The sequence below is a fragment of the Vibrio nigripulchritudo ATCC 27043 genome, assembly GCF_000222685.1.
In the GTDB taxonomy this organism is placed as follows: domain Bacteria; phylum Pseudomonadota; class Gammaproteobacteria; order Enterobacterales; family Vibrionaceae; genus Vibrio; species Vibrio nigripulchritudo.
On record NZ_AFWJ01000311.1, the window covers coordinates 47,487 to 67,148 of the forward strand.

The following is a 19,662-nucleotide window of genomic DNA, read 5'->3' on the forward strand; positions in this document are numbered from 1 at the left end:
AGTTCCCACTATTTTCCATAATCTAAAAACAGCTCAGGCAATATCAGAGATATGGCTGGGAAAAATGCAATGATCATCAGGGCAAACACCATCACCACAACCCAGGGCAGTATTTTACGTGCCAGTTGATCAAAAGGAATTTTACCCACTTGTGCTGCCATAAAAAGGTTCGCGCCAAGGGGAGGCGTCACAAACCCGATTGCCAATGCAATTATCATGACTATGCCAAAGTGAATCAAATCGATTTCCAGTTTTGTCAGTACAGGCAACAAAACTGGCGTAAGGATGACGATCGATGCAAGAGTTTCAAGAAAAGTACCAATAATCAGAAGCAACACTATGGCGGCAATTAGCACCAAGTATTTGTTTTCCGTCACTGACACAACAAACTGCGCTAATTCCAAAGGAATTCGTTCTAGGGTGATAATTCGCCCGAACGCAACTGATGCACCAATGATGACGAGCACTGCAGATACCAAAAGTGCAGACTCCAACATGATTTTTGGAAGAGCTTTTACGGACAGTTCTCGATAAACAAAACAGGACACCACCAGCGCGTAAACCACTGCAACAGCAGACGACTCGGTAGGGGTGACAATGCCGCCATAAATTCCCCCCAGAACAACCAAAGGCATCAGCAACGCAAGCTTGGCATCGTTAAGTACTTTAAGGATTTCGCTAGTGCTTGTTGGCTCTTTAGGTATAACTGGCGCCATGCCGACTGACTGGCGTCTGACCATGTAGTTGTAACCCATCAGCACAAGTGCAATCAGCATTCCGGGTAAAATTCCGGACATAAATAGAGCAGTAACCGAAACCCCCGCAGCCACTGCATACACAATCATGACGACCGAAGGAGGAATCATTACTCCCAACCCACCAGCACTCGCCACCATGGCACCAGCGTAGGCACGATCATATCCCCGCTCGACCAAAGCAGGGATCATCGCAAGCCCTACAGCAGCTACCGTTGCACTGCCAGTACCAGAAATTGCGGCAAAGAACAGACACGCCATGATGGTTACTGTGCCCAAATCTCCAGGTGCCCGACCAAACAACTTATCTGCAACCGCAATTAGCCTGCGGGAAATCCCTCCCTGACTCATTAGGTTACCTGCCAGCGTAAACAACACCACGGCAATTAACGTAAAACTGTCTATTCCACTAACCAAACCTAACGCGTAGAGGTCAAATTTCAGAAACGGAATATTGGCAATGGCAAGCAAAGAAGCGACACCCAGAGAAATACCAATGGGAACTCCAATCAGTAAAAAAGCAAAAAAGCTACCGAACAAAATTATTGCCGTCATTCTTCCTGTCCTCCTTTGGGTGCAAAACACGATTCCCCATGCACCACTATTCGATACAGTGAATAACTCAGACGCAAAGTACAAAGTAAACCAGAGAAGATGATGGCGGCGTAGAGTACGGCTGTAGACCACTGAGTTGCAGACAAGGTTTTACCACGCTCGACAGCTTGCTGAGTGATCTCAATACCGAGGTAACACACCGCAATCGAATAAGTGAGGAACACAGCTTCAGCCAAAGCCATTACTGGGCGCTGTAACCATTGAGGTAAACTATCTACCAACAGGGTGACTCGCATGTGCCGATGCTCTCGAATCGCATAGCTGATCCCGAAATAAATCATGTACACAAAACACAAGCGGGCAAGTTCATTGGCAATCACAATAGACGTGGAAAAGGCAAACCGTGCCACGACATCTGCAAATACCAACACCAATATTGCTGTAAGAGCTATGACTATTACGGTTGGCTCAAAATACTTTTCGATACTACGCCACATAACGACCGCCTCTTCGCTTCTGGATTACTGTTTTAGTGCATTCATGAAATCTTCGTAAAAAGCGTCACCTACTTTTTTGCGAATGTCGGCTTCAATTGAAGAGTTCATGGTTTCACCGAGGCGTTTTCTGTCATCGTCATACAGGCTGTTAATCTTTAACCCTTTCGCTTTGAGTTCGTCTAGGGTTTTGGTGTTGGTATCAAAAGTAAGCTGGCGCTGCAGAACAACGGTCTCTCTTGCCACTTCATCGATCAAAACTCGGTCATCAGACGGCAGATCTTGGTACCAATCCAAATTGGCAATCCACAGCTCTGGCCAATAGATATGCTTTGTCAGCGAAACGTACTTCTGTACTTCGAAAAAACGTTCAATGATCATTGAAGACAGAGCACTTTCCTGCCCATCAATCAGGTTTTGCTGCAACGAAGAATAAATCTCTCCCCACGCCAAAGGAACGGGAACCGCATCAACAGAACGCCAGGCTTTGATCGCTATAGGGTTGTCTGCTGAACGCATTCTCAATCCTTTAAAAGACTCATAACTGTCTAGCGGAGCACGATTGTTAGTGAAGCTCCTAAAACCGAGCTCCATAAAACCCATTGACTTCAATCCTCGATTCTCTATCGCTTCTCCCAATGCTTTGCCCGCTTTCCCATCTAACACACCACGAGCAGTTTCTTCATCTGGGAACAGTAAGAATTGATCTAAAACTGCCAGTTCATTGACAGTCGAAGACAGGTGCACAGAAGCCCCAGTAGTCATTGTGATGCTCCCTGACTGTACCAATTCCGTCATCTCTCTAACGCCACCCAGTTGCCCACCAGGATAAATCTCTACTTGAATCTTGCCTTCGGAGCGCGATTCCAGTTCCTTTTCAAAATAGAGTAAAGACTGATGTATTGGCGACACTTCCGGTGTTGCGTGACCAATACGAATGGTGGTATCCGCCTGCGAAAATGCGCTAACCACCACACCACTAAACAAAAAGATTAGTGAAGAAAGTTTCATGATATCCCTCCATGGAAATCCTAATTAGTAAGTTGAGATACGCAGACTGCATACGTATGCCAAAATCAGAATATGCTCAAAAAACAATCATAGCAACAGTATTATTAACATTTTGATCACAAAACTGCATACGAATGCAATGTCGAGACATTGTTTGGATGGAGGAAAAAGAGGGATAAAAAAACCGCCAGAGCTTTCACTCTGGCGGTTACGGTAAACTGAGATTCAGTTGCTAGCGAAAACTCAATTAACCGACATTTTTGCGAGCATTTTGGAACATACGCATCCAAGCGCCGTTCTCGCCCCAACCTTCTGGTGACCAAGAGTTGGCTACGGTACGGAACACACGCTCTGGGTGAGGCATCATGATGGTTACACGACCATCTTGTGTCGTCAGACCCGTGATTGCGTTTGGAGAACCGTTCGGGTTGTTCGGGTATTGCTGCGTTGGGTTACCGTGGTTATCAACGTAACGCACCGCCACTGTACCAGACGCTTCAATTGCGGCTAGGTGCTCTGCATCGCGAACTTCAACACGACCTTCACCGTGTGACACTGCGATTGGCATACGAGAACCTTCCATACCATTGAAGAAGACAGAATCAGACTTCTGAACTTCGACCAGGCTGAAACGTGCTTCGAAACGCTCAGATTCGTTGCGCACGAAACGTGGCCACAAGTCAGCACCAGGAATCAGTTCTTTCAGGTTTGAAAGCATCTGACAGCCATTACACACACCAAGAGAGAAGGTGTCTTCACGCTTGAAGAAGCCTTCAAACTGCTCGCGTGCCTGACCGTTGAACAGGATGGATTTCGCCCAACCTTCACCTGCACCTAACACGTCACCGTAAGAGAAGCCACCACACGCCACAAGACCGTTGTACTCATCCAGTACTGCTTTACCAGTCAGGATGTCGCTCATGTGAATATCAGTCGCTTCAAAACCGGCGCGATCAAACGCCGCAGCCATTTCAACGTGAGAGTTAACGCCCTGCTCACGCAGGATTGCCATCTTAGGTTTAGCGCCTTTCGCAATGTATGGTGCAGCGATGTCTTCATTCACGTCGTAGCTCAGTTTGACGTTCAGACCTGGGTCTGAGTTGTCTTTCTTCGCTTCGAATTCTTGGTCTGCACAGGCAGGGTTATCACGGAGACCTTGCATCTTGTGCGTTGTCTCTGCCCAGATAGTACGCAGCTCTGTGCGTGAACGCTCAAGCACAACTGTATCACCTGAAGTGATAACAAAGTCGTCAGAATCTTCAACACTACCGATAACGTGAGAGCATGTCTCCAAGCCATTCGCAGCCAGAGTAGAAAGCACTGTATCCAAGTCGTCATTCTTAACCTGAACCACAGCACCCAATTCTTCATTGAATAGTGCTGCTAATGCATCTTCGCCCAGTTCTGCAATGTTAGCACGAACACCACAGTGACCTGCGAATGCCATTTCTGCCAGAGTGACAAACAAGCCACCGTCGCCTTTATCGTGGTATGCCACCAGCTTGTCATCACGAACAAGGGTTTGCATTGCGTCGAAGAAGCCTTTTAGTTGCTCAGCGTTGTCTACATCAGCAGGCTTGTCACCCAACTGTTTGTATACCTGTGCCAGTGCTGTTGCACCTAAACGGTTCTTACCGTTACCCAGGTCGACCAGAACCAAAGATGATTCACCTTTGTCTGTTAATAGCTGCGGAGTGACTGTCTTACGTACGTCTTCCACACGACCAAATGCCGTGATAACCAGTGAAAGTGGCGAAGTGACTTCTTTGTCCTCACCGTTTTCATTCCACTTAGTCTTCATCGACATAGAATCTTTACCCACAGGGATAGTCAGACCTAGTGCCGGACATAGCTCTTCACCCACTGCTTTTACTGCTTCATAAAGACCAGCATCTTCCCCAGGGTGACCCGCTGGAGACATCCAGTTTGCGGACAGTTTGATGTGCTTGATGTCGCCAATGTCTGTCGCTGCAATGTTCGTCAGAGACTCACCTACAGCTAAACGGGCAGACGCGCCGAAGTCAAGCAGTGCAACTGGTGTACGCTCACCCATCGACATCGCTTCACCGTGGTAAGAATCGTAGCTTGCCGCCGTTACTGCGCAGTTCGCCACTGGAACCTGCCAAGGACCAACCATTTGGTCACGAGCAACCAAGCCCGTTACAGTACGGTCACCAATGGTGATAAGGAATGTTTTTTCTGCCACGGTAGGAAGACGAAGAACACGATCTGCCGCTTCGTTCAGCTCGATGCCGTCACGTGCGATAGCTGGGCTTTCCACTTTAAGTGTGGTCGCTTCACGGTGCATCTTAGGTGTTTTACCTAACAAGATGTCCATTGGCATATCAATAGGCGTGTTGTCGAAGTGTGAATCTTCCAGCGTTAGGTGGCGTTCTTCAGTTGCTTCACCCACTACCGCATAAGGGGCACGTTCACGCTTACAGATAGCATCAAAAGTTTCCATGTTCTCTGGTGCGACCGCCATTACATAGCGCTCTTGTGACTCGTTACACCAGATTTCAAGCGGGCTCATGCTAAGCTCATCATTAGGAACATCGCGTAGCTGGAACTTGCCACCACGCTCACCGTCGTCACATAACTCTGGCAGTGCATTTGAGATACCGCCAGCGCCCACATCGTGGATAAACGCGATTGGGTTGTCTTCACCCAACTGCCAACAACGATCAATCACTTCCTGACAACGACGTTCCATCTCTGGGTTTTCACGCTGTACAGAAGCGAAGTCTAAGTCTTCAGCTGATTGACCCGAAGCCATAGAAGATGCCGCACCGCCACCAAGACCGATGTTCATCGCAGGACCACCCAGTACGATAAGTTTCGCACCTACTGGGATCTCTTTCTTCTGAACGTGCTCATCACGAATGTTACCCATACCACCAGCAATCATAATCGGCTTGTGGTAACCACGTACTTCTTCACCCGCGTGAGAAGTTACTTTTTCTTCGTAAGTACGGAAGTAACCTAACAGGTTAGGACGACCAAATTCGTTGTTGAACGCTGCGCCACCTAGTGGACCTTCTAGCATGATGTCCAGAGCGTTAACGATACGACCCGGCTTACCGAAATCCGTTTCCCAAGGTTGCTCGTAACCAGGAATACGCAGGTTAGAAGTTGTGAATCCAACAAGACCCGCTTTTGGTTTACCACCAATACCAGTAGCGCCTTCGTCACGGATTTCACCACCGGATCCGGTAGAAGCACCTGGCCAAGGAGAAATCGCTGTTGGGTGGTTGTGTGTTTCTACCTTCATCAGGATGTGAGCATCTTCGTGATGGTAGTTGTACTGGCGAGTTTCAGGATTTGGGAAGAAACGACCGACTTTCGAACCTGTCATTACCGCCGCATTGTCTTTGTAAGCAGACAGTACGTGATCTGGCGTAGTCTCGAAGGTGTTCTTGATCATCTTAAACAGAGACTTCTCTTGCTGCTCGCCGTCGATAGTCCAGTCTGCATTAAAGATTTTGTGGCGACAGTGCTCTGAGTTCGCCTGAGCAAACATCATCAGCTCGATGTCGTTAGGGTTACGACCCAGCTTAGTGAAGTTTTCCACTAAGTAGTCGATTTCGTCTTCTGCAAGGGCAAGACCAAGAGAAACGTTTGCTTCTTCAAGCGCCGCTCGACCGCCCGCTAAGATATCAACGTGAGCCACTGGCGCAGGCTCTGCAACTGTGAACAATGCAGATGCTGCTTCAAGATCAGTGAACACAGATTCCATCATGCGATCATGAATCAGGGCTTTGACTGCCTGAGTTTGCTCGCCAGACAGTTCAGCCGACGTTTCAATGTAGTACGCCGTGCCGCGCTCAAGACGTTTTACTTTCTCAAGACCACAGTTGATGGCGATATCCGTGGATTTAGAGGACCAAGGAGAAATAGTACCCGGACGTGGAGTCACAAGAAGTAGAAGACCTTCTGGCTCGTGCTCTTCGATCGTTGGACCGTAAGTCAGCAGTTTTTCTAGCTTGTCGAGTTCAGACGCATCTAGATCCGCTGTCAGGTCAGCAAAGTGCATAAACTCAGCGTAAATACCTGTTACTGGCAGGCTTTGCTCACGACAAAGTTCAAGTAATTTGTTAACACGAAACTCAGAAAGAGCTGGGGAGCCACGCAAAATTCTCATGTGCTTAGGTCTCTTATGCAGTTAGTTAAGGTGATATTGCAATAAATTCAATGAGTTAGAATCAACCCGAAAACTCATACCAATTTCACCTCGCTTTTGCGGGCGTATTATAGAGGAAAAAATTTGTGACGTAACCTCAAATAGCAACCGTTTGCGTCTTTTTTTGTCGCACGCGGTTTCAGACGCCTCTCAATTCTGACCTCGGTTGAGTAGATGAGTGAACTTTCATCCACCAGCTCGCGCTTTTTAATTCTTTTTAAGCATCTGACTTTGCCCTACTGACCTGCTTTGATATAAAGAGGGCTCAGCTTTAATATGAGTATGTCACTTTGAGTAATTTTGCCCCGTTAGTTTGGTTAAGGCGATTAACACTTTTCTCCCTTTTCAGCCTTGTGCTGGCTGGCTGTCAGATAGAATCGAACCCCAAGAGCGAACTGGAAAAAGTTCGCGAAAGAGGCACGTTGAGAGTCGGAACCTTAAATAACCAACTGTCTTATTACATTGGTCCTGATGGTCCAACCGGGTTGGATTTCGAACTGGCGAAGCGATTTGCTGACGAATTGGGCGTAAAACTTGAAATGAAACCTGCCTATCGTTTAGCTGAGCTGTTCCCAGCACTAGAACGTGGCGAAATTGACATGATTGCCGCAGGCCTGAGCCAAACCCCAGACAGACTAAAGCAGTTTAGAGCAGGTCCCGCTTACTATTACGTTTCTCAGCAAGTGGTCTACAAAAAAGGCACCTGGAGGCCACGTAATGTCGACCAGCTCGTCGACAAACAAATCCCTATTGTCGTGGTGAAAGATTCTCACTTTGAACGTACGTTAAAAGCACTGCAAAAAGAAAAACCTGGGCTCATCTACCGAGATGAACACGATGCAGACGTTAATGATCTCCTTCAAAAGGTCTACAAAGGTGAACTGGCACTGACGATGGCGGATTCTGTAGAATTGTCACTTTCTCAGCGCCTCTACCCTTCTTTGGCACTCGCTTTTGAACTGACAGAAGATCAGCCTATTTCCTGGTACATGCGTCGCAGCGACGACGAAAGCCTGTATGCCTTACTGATTGAATTCTTCGGTCTGCTGAAACAATCCGGTGACTTGGCACGTTTGGAAGAGAAATACTTCGGTCACGTAGAAAGCTTCGATTTCGTTGACACACGTGCCTTTATTCGTGCTCTGGACAGTAAGCTTCCAAAGTGGGAATCCCTGTTTAAAAAGCATTCCAACGAGTTTGACTGGCGTTTGATCGCTGCTTTGGCCTATCAGGAATCCCATTGGAACCCTCTGGCTAAATCGCCAACCGGTGTTCGGGGCATGATGATGTTAACCCTGCCTACTGCGAAAAGTGTCGGGGTGAAAAACCGGCTCGACCCGGAGCAATCTGTACGTGGTGGTGTGGAGTACTTGCGACGTATTGTGGATCGCGTACCCGATTCCATTTCAGAGCATGAGAAAATCTGGTTTGCATTAGCGTCTTATAACGTCGGTTATGGTCACATGATGGACGCGCGCCGCCTGACCAAACGTCAGGGTGGCGACCCGGATTCATGGGCAGATGTGAAAGATCGCCTGCCTTTGCTACGCAAAAAAGAGTTCTACAGTAAAACACGCTATGGTTACGCGCGTGGCGATGAAGCTAGGAACTACGTAGAAAATATCCGTCGCTACTACCAATCGATCATTGGTCATGTGGATAAACAGCGAATCGATAATGAAGAGCTCAGTATTGATGACTTACAGGTGATTGATGTGCCTATCTCTTCCGCAGCAGGCTCTTCTGCGTCAGAGTCGGTTTCTAATGCTGAAACTACAAACGACGAAGAGCCCTCTGAAAAAGAGAACGTTGATTCAAACAAGGCGTCTTCAGAAGAAAGTAAATCAACAGAAGATAAGAAGTAATCCTACCGCGCTCGAATCCTCTTTCGGGCGCGAATTTTTCTCTCTTGAATAGCAGTCATTCGACAACAAAATCCTACCACTTGAAAAATGTTAAATTCGCCCTTACATTGAACGGGATGGTGATTGATCTTGATTCGTCATCAACCCGTAACAATCGAAGCTTATAAACAGTGCTTCGCAGTAAACGAAATCTCACTTTTCGCCGCAGACAAGACGTAGTGAAAAGCGGTGGAATGAGTGATTGGGCGGTGCCAGAAAAACAAAACAGCGCCGTTATTGTTAGCTTGGTAGAGGAGAGAAACTATGTTCTCCAAAAGAAAGTCGTCTAAACGACTGCTCCAAAAGGCTGTATCTTCTAACCGTCGTAAGCGAATGCTTGCCAATAACAAGAAAAAAGTGATTTGGCGTAGCAGAGCTTTTGCTCTTTGCTTCGACTCTTAATTCAGAAGATACGGTATTTCTAAACGGCAAACATCAGTCCTGGTGTTTGCCATTAGATTTCTTCTCTTTCAGCGCTTTCTTCTCTTTACGTCTTCTCTTGAAAAAACTCTGTAACTGTTCGCGACACTCTTGTTCCAGCAAACCGGACTCTATTACTGCATAGTGATATGACGCCTGGCTTTCAAACAGATTTAATACTGTACCTGCTGCCCCCGCTTTTAAATCGGGCGCGCCATAAACAATGCGCTTTACACGGCTATGAAGCAGAGCACCAGCACACATGGGGCAAGGCTCTAGCGTCACGTACAAAGTGGTATCTAGCAGACGATAGTTTTCAATGGCTGAACCCGCTTTGCGGAGTACCTGAATTTCGGCATGGGCAGTCGCGTCGTGCTGACCAATCGAGCGATTCCACCCTTCGGCAATAACTTCTCCGTCTTTGACCAGAACAGCGCCGACTGGGACTTCCCCTTCCTGTTCGGCTCTGTCTGCTAACGCCATGGCATGGCGCATAAACTGTTCGTCTTGTTCGCTAAAAGGCACGTTTTTTCTCGATGTATCGGCTTCTGAGGCGGATTATATTCTAGTTTGAATAAATGGACAGTCTTTCGGCTAGAAAGTCGATCAGCAGACGGACCTTAGAAGACAGGTAACGATTATTAGGATAAAGCGCCCAGATCCCTTCTTTGGTGTCCCGAAAATCTGTCAGCAGTTCCACCAGTTTACCTGTCGCCATATGCTGATGAACGTAGTAATCCGGTAACTGCACGATTCCAATGCCATTTAGTGCGGCGTTAATCAGTACTCGCCCGCTGTCACACGTCATCCGCCCTTCTACAGAAAGTTGTCGCTTATGACCATTTTCTATAAATCGCCAGTACGGATGGTTACCAATCAGGCATTGATGCTGAGACAGCTCCAGTAGTGCGCGCGGCTCACCATGCTTTTCTATATAGTCAGGGCTGGCACAAACGTGCATCTGACGAGACCCCAACCGCTTCGCAATATAGGTCGAGTCGCCAAGGTGTCCAAGGCGAATAGCGAGATCGAAACCGTGTTCTAACATATCGAGCTTTTGGTTGGATAAATGAAAATCCAGCTCTACTTCGGGATAAATGGTCAAAAACTCGCTCAGTACAGGTGCCAGCATTTGCTCGCCGTAGGTAACAGGTGCCGTCAGCTTTATTTTGCCTTTCAGAGTACTTTGCAACTCCGTCACGGCTTGTTCGGCAAACTCCAGCCCGTCAACAAGGTGCCGACAGTGCTGATAATAAACCTTACCAGCATCGGTCAAAGTCACTTTACGCGTGGTACGAAGCAGCAACTTGACAGACAACCGTTGTTCTAACTTTGATATCTTACGACTCACTTGTGCGACTGAAGTTGATAATTTTTGAGCTGCTAACGTAAAACTGGACTGTTCAGCAACGGCAACAAACTCTGTTACCCCTTCCCATTGCTCCATAATCAACCTCTTATCGCAAAAATCATTATTACAAATATGTAATAGTTATTTTCATTTTAGCCTGATTATCAACTGAGATAAATTAATTAAACTAGAGCTCATAATCTGCCAACTCCTTCATTGAGTTAGAGTAATGGCGGGGAACACTAATTATTAGGGAACCAATTATGTCTGAGCAATTCATCAAATCTCGTGCCGCGGTGGCATGGGGACCGAATCAACCACTCTCGATCGAAGAAGTGGATGTCATGTTGCCTAAAAAAGGCGAAGTCCTGGTTAAAATTGTTGCGAGTGGTGTTTGCCATACTGATGCATTTACTTTGTCTGGCGAAGATCCAGAGGGCATCTTCCCGTCCATCCTGGGTCATGAAGGTGGCGGGATCGTAGAAATGGTGGGTGAAGGCGTCACCAGTGTTGAAGTTGGTGACCATGTTATCCCTCTTTACACCGCTGAATGCGGGGAGTGTAAATTCTGTACTTCCGGCAAAACTAACCTGTGTCAGGCAGTACGTGAAACGCAAGGTAAAGGCTTAATGCCAGACGGCACTACCCGTTTCTACAAAGATGGTGAGCCTATCTACCACTACATGGGTTGCTCAACCTTCTCTGAATATACAGTGTTACCAGAGATTTCATTAGCGAAAGTAAACCGAGACGCCCCTCTTGAAGAAGTGTGTTTGCTGGGCTGTGGTGTAACAACAGGAATGGGCGCGGTGCTTAATACTGCCAAAGTGCAGAAAGGCGACACGGTGGCGATATTCGGCTTAGGTGGTATTGGTCTCTCTGCGATCATCGGCGCGACGATGGCAGGTGCGAGCCGGATTATTGGTGTCGACATTAACGAAAGTAAGTTCGATCTTGCTCGTCAGCTAGGCGCAACAGATTGCATTAACCCTCAGCACTGCGATAAACCAATTCAAGACGTCATCATTGAAATGACTGACGGCGGTGTAGATTTCTCATTCGAATGTATTGGCAACGTCAACGTGATGCGCTCGGCATTAGAGTGCTGTCATAAAGGCTGGGGAGAATCTGTCATTATTGGCGTAGCGGGCGCTGGTCAGGAAATCTCAACCAGACCTTTCCAACTGGTTACCGGGCGAGTTTGGCGAGGCAGTGCCTTTGGTGGCGTTAAAGGTCGCTCTGAATTACCTGGCATTGTGGAACGCTACATGGCAGGTGAATTTGGGCTGCAAGAGTTCATCACTCACACCATGGGGCTGGATGGGATCAATGACGCATTTGATTTAATGCACAAAGGCGAAAGCATCCGCTCTGTTGTACATTTCGACAGATAACTGACAACCCGACAGGGCGGGGCTCCGCTCTGTCGCTTTTAAGGAAGCTCCAATTCATGGCTATCACTGAAATCAGCGCCGCGAAAGTGCATGGTGGCTGGCATAAACAATTCACCCATCAGTCCACCTCTGTCGACTGCGAAATGCGATTCGCGATTTTCCTTCCTCCACAAGCCGAAACCACCTCAGTTCCCGTTTTGTATTGGCTATCCGGGCTTACCTGTACCGACGAAAACTTTATGCAAAAGGCTGGTGCATTTAAAAAAGCAGCCGAGCTTGGTATTGCGATTGTTGCACCCGATACGAGCCCGCGCGGTGAGGACGTACCGGATGACGAAGATGGCGCATACGACTTTGGGCTAGGTGCTGGTTTTTACCTGAACGCAACCCAACTCCCTTGGAACCGTCATTACAATATGTATGACTATGTGGTCAACGAACTGCCCGCAATCATTGAATCTGAATTTCCTGTTACCGCAGAAAAATCGATTTCCGGTCACAGCATGGGTGGTCATGGCGCACTCTCGATTGGAATTAAAAACTCAAAGGATTACCAAAGTGTGTCGGCATTTAGCCCTATCACCAATCCGATAAACTGCCCTTGGGGAATCAAAGCGTTCTCAAATTATCTGGGTGACGACAAAGAAAGCTGGAAGGATTACGACAGCTGCGAACTGTTGTCTCAGGCAGAACAAGTGCCGCCAATTTTAATCGATCAGGGCGATGCGGATTCTTTCTTAAAAGAACAGCTAAAACCTGAAGCTTTTGAAGCTATGGCTCAGGGTCACGATAATATTGAGTTAAGAATGCAGCCCGGCTACGACCACAGCTACTTCTTTATTCAAAGCTTCATTGAAGAGCATTTGGCATTTCACGCCAGATACCTTAAATAGCAAGTGTCTTAAATAGCACTTACCTAAAATTAGAAAACCCAGCTTAATCGCTGGGTTTTCTTTTATCCGGACAGTTTCTAACAGGACTTAGAAACCCAGCGGAATATTAAAGCTAAAGAAGCCAATCAGCACGGCTGTCCAGATAGTCAGGAATGCGACGGAGTATGGCACCATCATTGCGATCACGTCACCAAAGGTCAGCTCAGGCTTGTACTTACGCATGAATGCCAAGATAACACCCGCATAACTCATCATTGGTGTAATGATGTTGGTCGATGAATCGGCAACACGGTACGCTGCGGTGACCAGGTCTGGAGTCATGTTCGGGTTTACCTGATAAAGCATAGGAACAAAAATAGGACCAAGCAGCATCCACTTAGACGTTAGACCACCCACGAACAGGTTGATCAGTGCGGTTGTGATGATAAATCCGATGATCAGCAATACTGGGAACTTCTGCAAACCAAGAGACTGCAAGAAAGTAGCACCTAAGTAGGTCACATAAGTACCAAGACCGGAATAGCTTAATAGCGCCAGGAAGTTGTAACAGAAGAACGTCAGAACAAGGATGTAACCCATGGTGTTCATCTGAGTGACCATGGCTTTAACCACGTCTTGTAGATTCTTGAATTTACCCGTTGCGTAACCAAAGCACAGACCAGACACTGCAAACACCAGTGAAATCAGCAGAATCACGTTATCCAGATAAGGGGTAACTTCTTTGCCTGCTTCATTTGTATAGGTGCCAAGTGGTCCTGTTGCCATCAGGTAAATCGCAACAAGAGAAGCTATCAAACCCAGCCCTGCCCAGCGAAGACCTTTGCTTTCTTTGGCATTCAACTCGAACTCATCGAAGTTGATTTCTTCTGGCAACTGGTAAGACATTTTTTCAAGACGAGGACTTACAAATTTAGCAGTAACCCATGCACCAACAGCAGCCAGAACAAACGTGGATACCAGAATGAAGAAATAGTGCATGGTTGCGGGGTTAAGTGCTTCACCGTTACCACCGACGAAAGGAACGCCCTGAGATTCTGCAAAGATCTTAGCGTTAACACCCAGAACAACGTCAGCGGGTGTTGCAGGAAGTAAGTTGGCACTGAAACCAGCAGAAACCCCGGCAAAAGCGGCTGCCATACCAATCAATGGGTTCTTACCCAGACCGGCATAGAGAAGACCAGCCAGTGGAATAAGTACCAGATAACCCGCATCTGCGGCGATAGAACTCATGATCCCCAGGAAGACGATCAAAGCAGGCAGAAGTTTATCAGGGATCTTTAGACCGACTTTTTTGATCACCGCTGTCAGCAAACCGGAGTTCTCAGCAATACCGATTCCCAGCATTACGATCAGAATAACGCCTAAAACTCCATGACCAAATGCCAGCCAGTTTTTTAACAACGCGTTATCAAACATCCAGCGAATATGCTCGGCTTGCAGCATATTTTTAATCTCATGCTGAACGGCTTCACCACCCCGACCAAGGGTCTCAAATGAAACACCACCAGCTAGCCCTGTTACCACCAAAGAAAATACAAACAAAAACATGAAGATGATAACGGGGTCAGGAATCTTTTTACCCGCTTTTTCTATAAACCCAATCACACCTTTCGGCTTGGGTTCAGGAGCTACCGCTTCGCTCATTTTTCTACTCTCTCCAAATGTGTTCTACATCACAAAAAAATAAGCGATGACATTAGCAAAGTCGCCTAACCCTGTAAAGATTGAATATAGAACCTTGAGAAACACATTTAGAAACCCAGAATAAACATAGAATTAATAACCACATATTAGATTCTTACTTGGTTATAAATTTCAAATAATTGGATTTTAGCTAGTTTTATTAACCTTTAATTAAATAGTTTTCAACATTGGAAATATTCAACATTTCTGAATTTAAAGTCATTTAATTCTACATAAAACAAAGCCCTACAATCGCAGGGCTAATATTCTGAGTAAAGGTGCTTTTTACATAGTGTAAGTATATGGAGCCTGAATCCCTAGCGGGATGCCAAGTGCCCAGTACGCCAGCAAGAAGATGGTCCAGCCAATCAACATGGCAATGGAGAATGGCATCATTAACGACGCTAACGTGCCAATACCGGTAGACTTCACGTAACGTTGGCAATACACCACTACCAGAGGGAAGAATACCATCAGTGGTGAAATGATATTGGAAACTGAATCGCCTACACGGTACGCCGCTTGCGACAGTTCTGGCGAAATGCCTACCGCCATCAACATGGGAACCAGAATAGGACCAATCAATGCCCACTTAGCAGACGCGGAACCGACAAGCAGGTTCACGAAAGCAGTGAGTAGAATCATGCCAACAACCGTTGCCTGACCTGGTAACTCCATCGCTTTCAGACCTTCAGCGCCATACAGAGCCAGCATAGTGCCAATGTTTGACTGACCAAATGCCGACAGGAACTGCGCACAGAAGAATGACATCACAATGTAGGCACCCATGGTTGCCATGGTATCGGACATCGCTTTGATAACGTCGTTGCTGTTTTTAAATGTGCCTGAAACACGCCCGTAGACAATGCCCGGAATGATAAACAGAATGAAGATAAGTGGCACAATGGATTTCATCACTGGCGCAGAAAAGGCCGTCAGCTCACCTTCAGGGGAACGAAGCGCAGAGTTTTCTGGAATAAGGGCAGCGACCAGCAGTGCGATACCCGCAACCATTGCCCAACCCGCGTAACGGAATGCTTTAGATTCTATTTCTGTAAATGAACCTAAATCCGGTGCTTCTTCTGCATCTTCATCAACTGGTGTGTTAGCTAGGCGTGGCTCGATGATTTTCTCGGTCACGTACCAGCCGATCGCAACAATCACTATTGAGGACAATCCAGTAAAGAAGATATTCGCCAGTGGGTTAATCACATAACTTTCGTCCAGTACCTGAGCTGCCGTTTGCGTAAATCCAGCAAGCAGAGGATCAATACCGGAAGGGATGAAGTTTGCGGAGAAACCACCGGATACACCAGCAAACGCAGCAGCGATACCCGCAAGAGGGTGACGACCAGCTGCGTGGAAGATGATGCCACCAAGAGGAATAACCAGAACGTAGCCTGCATCTGCCGCGGTATGAGATACGATCGCAACCAGAATGAGCATTGGTGTCAGCAATTTAGCAGGAGTGAAGTTCAGCATCTTCTTCAGACCAGTGGTAATAAAACCAGAAGAATCCGCAACGCCTACCCCTAACATTGCCACCAGAACAATTCCAAGTGGCGCAAAACTGGTGAATGTTGTCACCATATTTGCAAGGAAACTTGCCAGAGCTTCACCCGTTAGCAAGTTATTAATTTGCAGTGCTTCACCAGTGCGCGGGTTCATCAGATCAAAGGAAACGTTAGAAAGTAGAGCAGATGAAACCCAAACGATGACTAGTGCCCAAAAAAACAAAATTGCCGGATCCGGTATCTTGTTTCCAGCGCGTTCAATAAAGTTTAAAAATCGGTCCATGCCCGACGGTTGGGACGATGGTGCCTGTTTAACAGCTTGGTTACTCATAGGTAACTCCATAGTATTTGGATGTTGTTTACGGGCGTGTAGTTTTCTAATTTTTGCCCACCTCGCAAATAACTATTCTATTTCAACCCCAAATTAAAAGCACAATAAACCAACCATTTTTATAATCTCAGACAATTATTTCTAAAAAATTTACAAATAACCAACAATCGAACTTCAATCACGTAACTAGCACAAAATAAAAGCGCTACAGGAAAGTTAATTTCCCCGTAGCGCTTCTATATGAATGCTTTAATTATTAGCCTGGTGAATTTTACGTCAGTAACATTCAGGCGAAAGTTACCCGGATAACTGGTGATAAAGCCTAGGGTCTGTTGACCTAATCAAACTCATTGTATTTTGACAGCATGGTTTGCAAAGTCACTTTCTGAGTGGTGTTTAAGCGATCCTGCCATGTACTATCAATCGTTATAACTTTAACCGCAGATGACACTGTGCCCGTTGCCTGAGAAACCGACCAAGTTAAGGTGTATCCACCGCTTCTGGCTTCGCTGCCAGACGCAATCGAGCTAAATTGAATCGTGCCGTTTGCGCCGCTAACCGAACGTTTCCTGAAATGCTCCAGTTTCGATTCTGCCAAGTATAACGCTTCAAGGCTCCGTGCTGCATGTTCCGATTTATGTTCCATAAACGTCTGTAGCTTCACCATACCCAGCATACCTACACCAAAAAGCAAAAACGCAATCATCACTTCAATCAGGCTGAAACCCATCTGCTTTTTAGAAATCATTCCATGATCCTTTTAGCCATTGAGGAGGAGAATTTTTACTGCGGGCGTAGTCGATCACGTCTTTGTTAAAATTCAAACTTATAGCCTGATCAAAAAGTGCGTAGTGACTGAGCTTCTTAGTAGGATCGCTAGGGTCAGTAAACTCTTTTGAGTCAATATATTGCCCACCAGAGAAAGTGAACGCCCCTCTTTGGAAATAAGTAGCACGTGCTCTTATATCTGCCGAAAACTCAGACGCACCAGCAGGGTTGATATATTCGTCACCTCCAGGTAATGCTTCCCAGTGAGTAAGATTAGGTGCATATGTAGGGTTAATATGGAAAAGTAAACCTTTGAATTCACCAGTTGCCGTGTTAGACATCAATGAGAGAGGTCCATTACTCACCACTAAAGTGACACCGTTCGTCGTACCATTTGTCGCGGTTATCAGCGAATTGTACTGCGCATCGTTAATTTCACACCCTCCGCTCACCCAAACAAACTCACTGCCACTACTAATCGCATCTGCAATTTTTGCCCCGCAATTGCTCAGTATTTTTGTACCATGGCTCAACGCCCCCTCAAGAATAGTAAAGTTACCATTGTCACGGACTTCATCAGCCCTGCTCAAAGGCACACCAAAAAAGTTCTCAAATGGCTTTACATCTGTATCTTGGTAAAAATCTCCGGTAGAAATATTTTCAGTACCACCACTTGTCGTTATTGTTTTGTGCGAGCCTCTACAATCTTTTCCTTTATGATCGAATGTTGCCCAAGGTTTTTCTCCTACCTTTACACCTTTATTTTCTACATTTCCTTTCACTCTAAAGGCATCTTTGTAGCGCACTGCTACACACTCCCAACCATCCTTTTTGAGCATGCCGGGATCAGGAGTGTCGAAGGCATTGGCACCAAAAAGATAGAGACTAGCACTTGATTGCAACGCTCCCGAACCCAATGAACCGCCGTAACGAATCTCTTTTTCCAATATCGTCGTGCCAACTTTGGCAACCGCCATTCTTCCTGCCGAAGAAGTATTGAGATCAAGCGTTAAACCGGCTTGACTCGAACATCCAGTAACACTGCCTGCGGAAATTTTATCGACATGCGCTCGGGTATAGATGCACTCCAATCCCCCTTCCGCTAACCAGTGCTCCTGCCTGTTTTTCACTTCATTCTGGGCACGCTTAATTTGAAAAAACACTTGCTTGTATGAACCGAGAATCAAGATAAGCGCGGCAACCAACACAAAGCTGGTGACAGTTAGGGTAATGTATCCTTGATTGCGCCGCATCATTTCCAGTTCCTTTGTTTAAATGAGGTGGAGAGCGTCACTGTGTCGGTGGAGTTTTTCAAAGATCCTGTCATTTTTATGGATATGAAAGCGGAACTTACGGTCGATCCCAGAGGCGTGTTTCCGACCTCAAAAGCGGTCACCTTAACCTGTTTATCATCAAGCATTTTAAAATAGGGGCTACATGACGCTTGTGTACTGATTGCTGCCGACTGTTTCGAACAAATCTTGACGTTGTTATCATCGTGTTTAAAGAACACGTGCTCATATTTGTTTTCTTTATTGAGGTAAACGTAACCAATCGAACTAGAAGTCGTGAGGAACACACTTGAAGCCCCAGAAACCATTGCGGCTTTGTCGTTGCTTCCGTTATAGCCTGCTCTGAGTGCGTCTTCTTTTATGTATTTCAACGTGTCAGACATGCTCTGAAGCACCAATAAATCTAACGAACGTTGTGTCGCTGATTTTTGGGCAGAAAGATAAATAGAGCCAACCGACGCAATTGCCAACAGGCTGAGAGCGGAAGCGATCATCAGCTCGATTAAAGACGCACCTCGCTGACGAGAAGCGCTAGCAGTCTGTAAAGCCATGGCTATTCCCCGTACTACCGCACACTTTGACTCGACCATTGGTGAAGTGAGTAATCACAGATCCACTGTCGGACATGTTTTCCTGATAGCTGAATTTAAACGTTCCGGCTTCGATGCGACCATTCACCCCCTCTATTTTGAAAGGTGGACCATGATTGCTTGAAACATAAATATTCTTGAAAGGTTTTCCGACGATAGACTGAACCAAAGCGCCAGAAATAGAGGACGATTCTCGCAAATCGATAATCCAGTCACCGCTTTTAGACGCACTAGAAACAGAAGCACCAGATACCGTGAAGTGAACCCAAAGGTCACGATTTCTCATTACGGCTTCAGATCGAGCTTCAATCAAGAAGCCCTGTAATTCATTGGCGAGACGATTGATACGGTTGTCATCGGTCACAGATTTATAACTAGGCGCGAATGCACCAAGCAAAATGGTCATCACAGCCAGCGTTATTAAGAGCTCTATTAAAGTAAAGCCGCGAGCCATTTCCCAAATTCCTCTGAAACTTCGTATATGCACTTAAATTGACTTGCAGCGATGCTAGCACCGCCTAAGAATA

General features: G+C 46.5%; 15 protein-coding genes. 3 read left to right on the forward strand and 12 right to left on the reverse strand.

Annotated features, from left to right (window positions below; translation table 11 throughout):
• Positions 1-8 precede the first annotated feature (8 nt).
• The 4 genes from RH89_RS26005 to purL form a co-directional block, all read right to left on the reverse strand.
• On the reverse strand, positions 9-1,310 hold the full coding sequence (locus RH89_RS26005; protein ID WP_004408468.1) for a TRAP transporter large permease: 1,302 nt from the start codon (positions 1,308-1,310) through the stop codon (positions 9-11).
• Positions 1,307-1,807, reverse strand: coding sequence for a TRAP transporter small permease (locus RH89_RS26010; RefSeq protein WP_004408470.1), 501 nt, complete (start codon positions 1,805-1,807; stop codon positions 1,307-1,309). Before RH89_RS26010 ends, RH89_RS26005 begins: the two co-directional genes overlap by 4 nt.
• Positions 1,808-1,831: 24 nt before the next feature.
• Positions 1,832-2,815 (reverse strand): TRAP transporter substrate-binding protein, encoded by a 984-nt coding sequence (locus tag RH89_RS26015; protein WP_004408471.1) that lies wholly within the window; start codon positions 2,813-2,815, stop codon positions 1,832-1,834.
• Positions 2,816-3,062: 247 nt separating this feature from the next.
• Positions 3,063-6,956 (reverse strand): phosphoribosylformylglycinamidine synthase, encoded by a 3,894-nt coding sequence (gene purL / locus RH89_RS26020; protein WP_004408472.1) that lies wholly within the window; start codon positions 6,954-6,956, stop codon positions 3,063-3,065.
• Positions 6,957-7,285: 329 nt separating this feature from the next.
• On the opposite strand from purL, the gene mltF reads away from it, so the two are divergent.
• The gene (mltF, locus tag RH89_RS26025; RefSeq protein WP_004408473.1) at positions 7,286-8,860 is read left to right on the forward strand and encodes a membrane-bound lytic murein transglycosylase MltF; all 1,575 of its coding nucleotides are present in this window, start codon (positions 7,286-7,288) and stop codon (positions 8,858-8,860) included.
• 474 nt (positions 8,861-9,334) lie between these two features.
• Here the strand turns inward: mltF and tadA are convergent, their stop codons facing one another.
• Positions 9,335-9,844, reverse strand: coding sequence for a tRNA adenosine(34) deaminase TadA (gene tadA, locus RH89_RS26030; RefSeq protein WP_004408478.1), 510 nt, complete (start codon positions 9,842-9,844; stop codon positions 9,335-9,337).
• A 40-nt stretch (positions 9,845-9,884) separates the two neighbouring features.
• The gene (locus RH89_RS26035) at positions 9,885-10,766 is read right to left on the reverse strand and encodes a LysR substrate-binding domain-containing protein (RefSeq protein ID WP_004408479.1); all 882 of its coding nucleotides are present in this window, start codon (positions 10,764-10,766) and stop codon (positions 9,885-9,887) included.
• A 167-nt stretch (positions 10,767-10,933) separates the two neighbouring features.
• On the opposite strand from RH89_RS26035, the gene RH89_RS26040 reads away from it, so the two are divergent.
• Both RH89_RS26040 and fghA read left to right on the forward strand, forming a co-directional pair.
• Positions 10,934-12,064, forward strand: coding sequence for an S-(hydroxymethyl)glutathione dehydrogenase/class III alcohol dehydrogenase (locus tag RH89_RS26040; protein ID WP_004408484.1), 1,131 nt, complete (start codon positions 10,934-10,936; stop codon positions 12,062-12,064).
• A gap of 56 nt (positions 12,065-12,120) precedes the next feature.
• Positions 12,121-12,957, forward strand: a complete 837-nt coding sequence (gene fghA / locus RH89_RS26045) for an S-formylglutathione hydrolase (RefSeq protein ID WP_004408486.1) — start codon at positions 12,121-12,123, stop codon at positions 12,955-12,957.
• Positions 12,958-13,044: 87 nt separating this feature from the next.
• Here fghA and RH89_RS26050 read toward each other — a convergent pair whose 3' ends face one another.
• From RH89_RS26050 to RH89_RS26075, 6 genes are all read right to left on the reverse strand, one after another.
• Positions 13,045-14,601 carry an AbgT family transporter gene (locus RH89_RS26050; RefSeq protein WP_004408488.1) on the reverse strand — a complete coding sequence of 519 codons (1,557 nt, stop codon included), beginning with the start codon at positions 14,599-14,601 and terminating at the stop codon, positions 13,045-13,047.
• A gap of 324 nt (positions 14,602-14,925) precedes the next feature.
• The gene (locus tag RH89_RS26055) at positions 14,926-16,485 is read right to left on the reverse strand and encodes an AbgT family transporter (protein WP_004408490.1); all 1,560 of its coding nucleotides are present in this window, start codon (positions 16,483-16,485) and stop codon (positions 14,926-14,928) included.
• A 337-nt stretch (positions 16,486-16,822) separates the two neighbouring features.
• Positions 16,823-17,233: a type IV pilus modification PilV family protein gene (locus RH89_RS26060; protein ID WP_004408492.1), complete on the reverse strand. Its 411-nt coding sequence runs from the start codon at positions 17,231-17,233 to the stop codon at positions 16,823-16,825.
• Entirely contained in the window at positions 17,223-18,509 is a 1,287-nt protein-coding gene (locus RH89_RS26065; protein ID WP_004408494.1) for a hypothetical protein, read from the reverse strand. The genes RH89_RS26060 and RH89_RS26065 overlap by 11 nt, the downstream gene beginning before the upstream one ends.
• Positions 18,506-19,096, reverse strand: a complete 591-nt coding sequence (locus tag RH89_RS26070) for a hypothetical protein (protein ID WP_004408500.1) — start codon at positions 19,094-19,096, stop codon at positions 18,506-18,508. Before RH89_RS26070 ends, RH89_RS26065 begins: the two co-directional genes overlap by 4 nt.
• Complete coding sequence (locus RH89_RS26075) at positions 19,077-19,589, reverse strand: pilus assembly FimT family protein (RefSeq protein ID WP_004408501.1); 513 nt, start codon at positions 19,587-19,589, stop codon at positions 19,077-19,079. Before RH89_RS26075 ends, RH89_RS26070 begins: the two co-directional genes overlap by 20 nt.
• Between the last annotated feature and the right edge of the window lie 73 nt (positions 19,590-19,662).

Excerpts from the sequence above, each read along its gene's own strand:
- RH89_RS26005 (WP_004408468.1), bottom strand. The coding sequence starts at position 1,310 with ATGACGGCAATAATTTTGTTCGGTAGCTTTTTTGCTTTTTTACTGATT.
- RH89_RS26010 (WP_004408470.1), bottom strand. The coding sequence starts at position 1,807 with ATGTGGCGTAGTATCGAAAAGTATTTTGAGCCAACCGTAATAGTCATA.
- RH89_RS26015 (WP_004408471.1), bottom strand. The coding sequence starts at position 2,815 with ATGAAACTTTCTTCACTAATCTTTTTGTTTAGTGGTGTGGTGGTTAGC.
- purL (WP_004408472.1), bottom strand. The coding sequence starts at position 6,956 with ATGAGAATTTTGCGTGGCTCCCCAGCTCTTTCTGAGTTTCGTGTTAAC.
- RH89_RS26035 (WP_004408479.1), bottom strand. The coding sequence starts at position 10,766 with ATGGAGCAATGGGAAGGGGTAACAGAGTTTGTTGCCGTTGCTGAACAG.
- RH89_RS26040 (WP_004408484.1), top strand. The coding sequence starts at position 10,934 with ATGTCTGAGCAATTCATCAAATCTCGTGCCGCGGTGGCATGGGGACCG.
- fghA (WP_004408486.1), top strand. The coding sequence starts at position 12,121 with ATGGCTATCACTGAAATCAGCGCCGCGAAAGTGCATGGTGGCTGGCAT.
- RH89_RS26050 (WP_004408488.1), bottom strand. The coding sequence starts at position 14,601 with ATGAGCGAAGCGGTAGCTCCTGAACCCAAGCCGAAAGGTGTGATTGGG.
- RH89_RS26055 (WP_004408490.1), bottom strand. The coding sequence starts at position 16,485 with ATGAGTAACCAAGCTGTTAAACAGGCACCATCGTCCCAACCGTCGGGC.
- RH89_RS26060 (WP_004408492.1), bottom strand. The coding sequence starts at position 17,233 with ATGATTTCTAAAAAGCAGATGGGTTTCAGCCTGATTGAAGTGATGATT.
- RH89_RS26065 (WP_004408494.1), bottom strand. The coding sequence starts at position 18,509 with ATGATGCGGCGCAATCAAGGATACATTACCCTAACTGTCACCAGCTTT.
- RH89_RS26070 (WP_004408500.1), bottom strand. The coding sequence starts at position 19,096 with ATGGCTTTACAGACTGCTAGCGCTTCTCGTCAGCGAGGTGCGTCTTTA.
- RH89_RS26075 (WP_004408501.1), bottom strand. The coding sequence starts at position 19,589 with ATGGCTCGCGGCTTTACTTTAATAGAGCTCTTAATAACGCTGGCTGTG.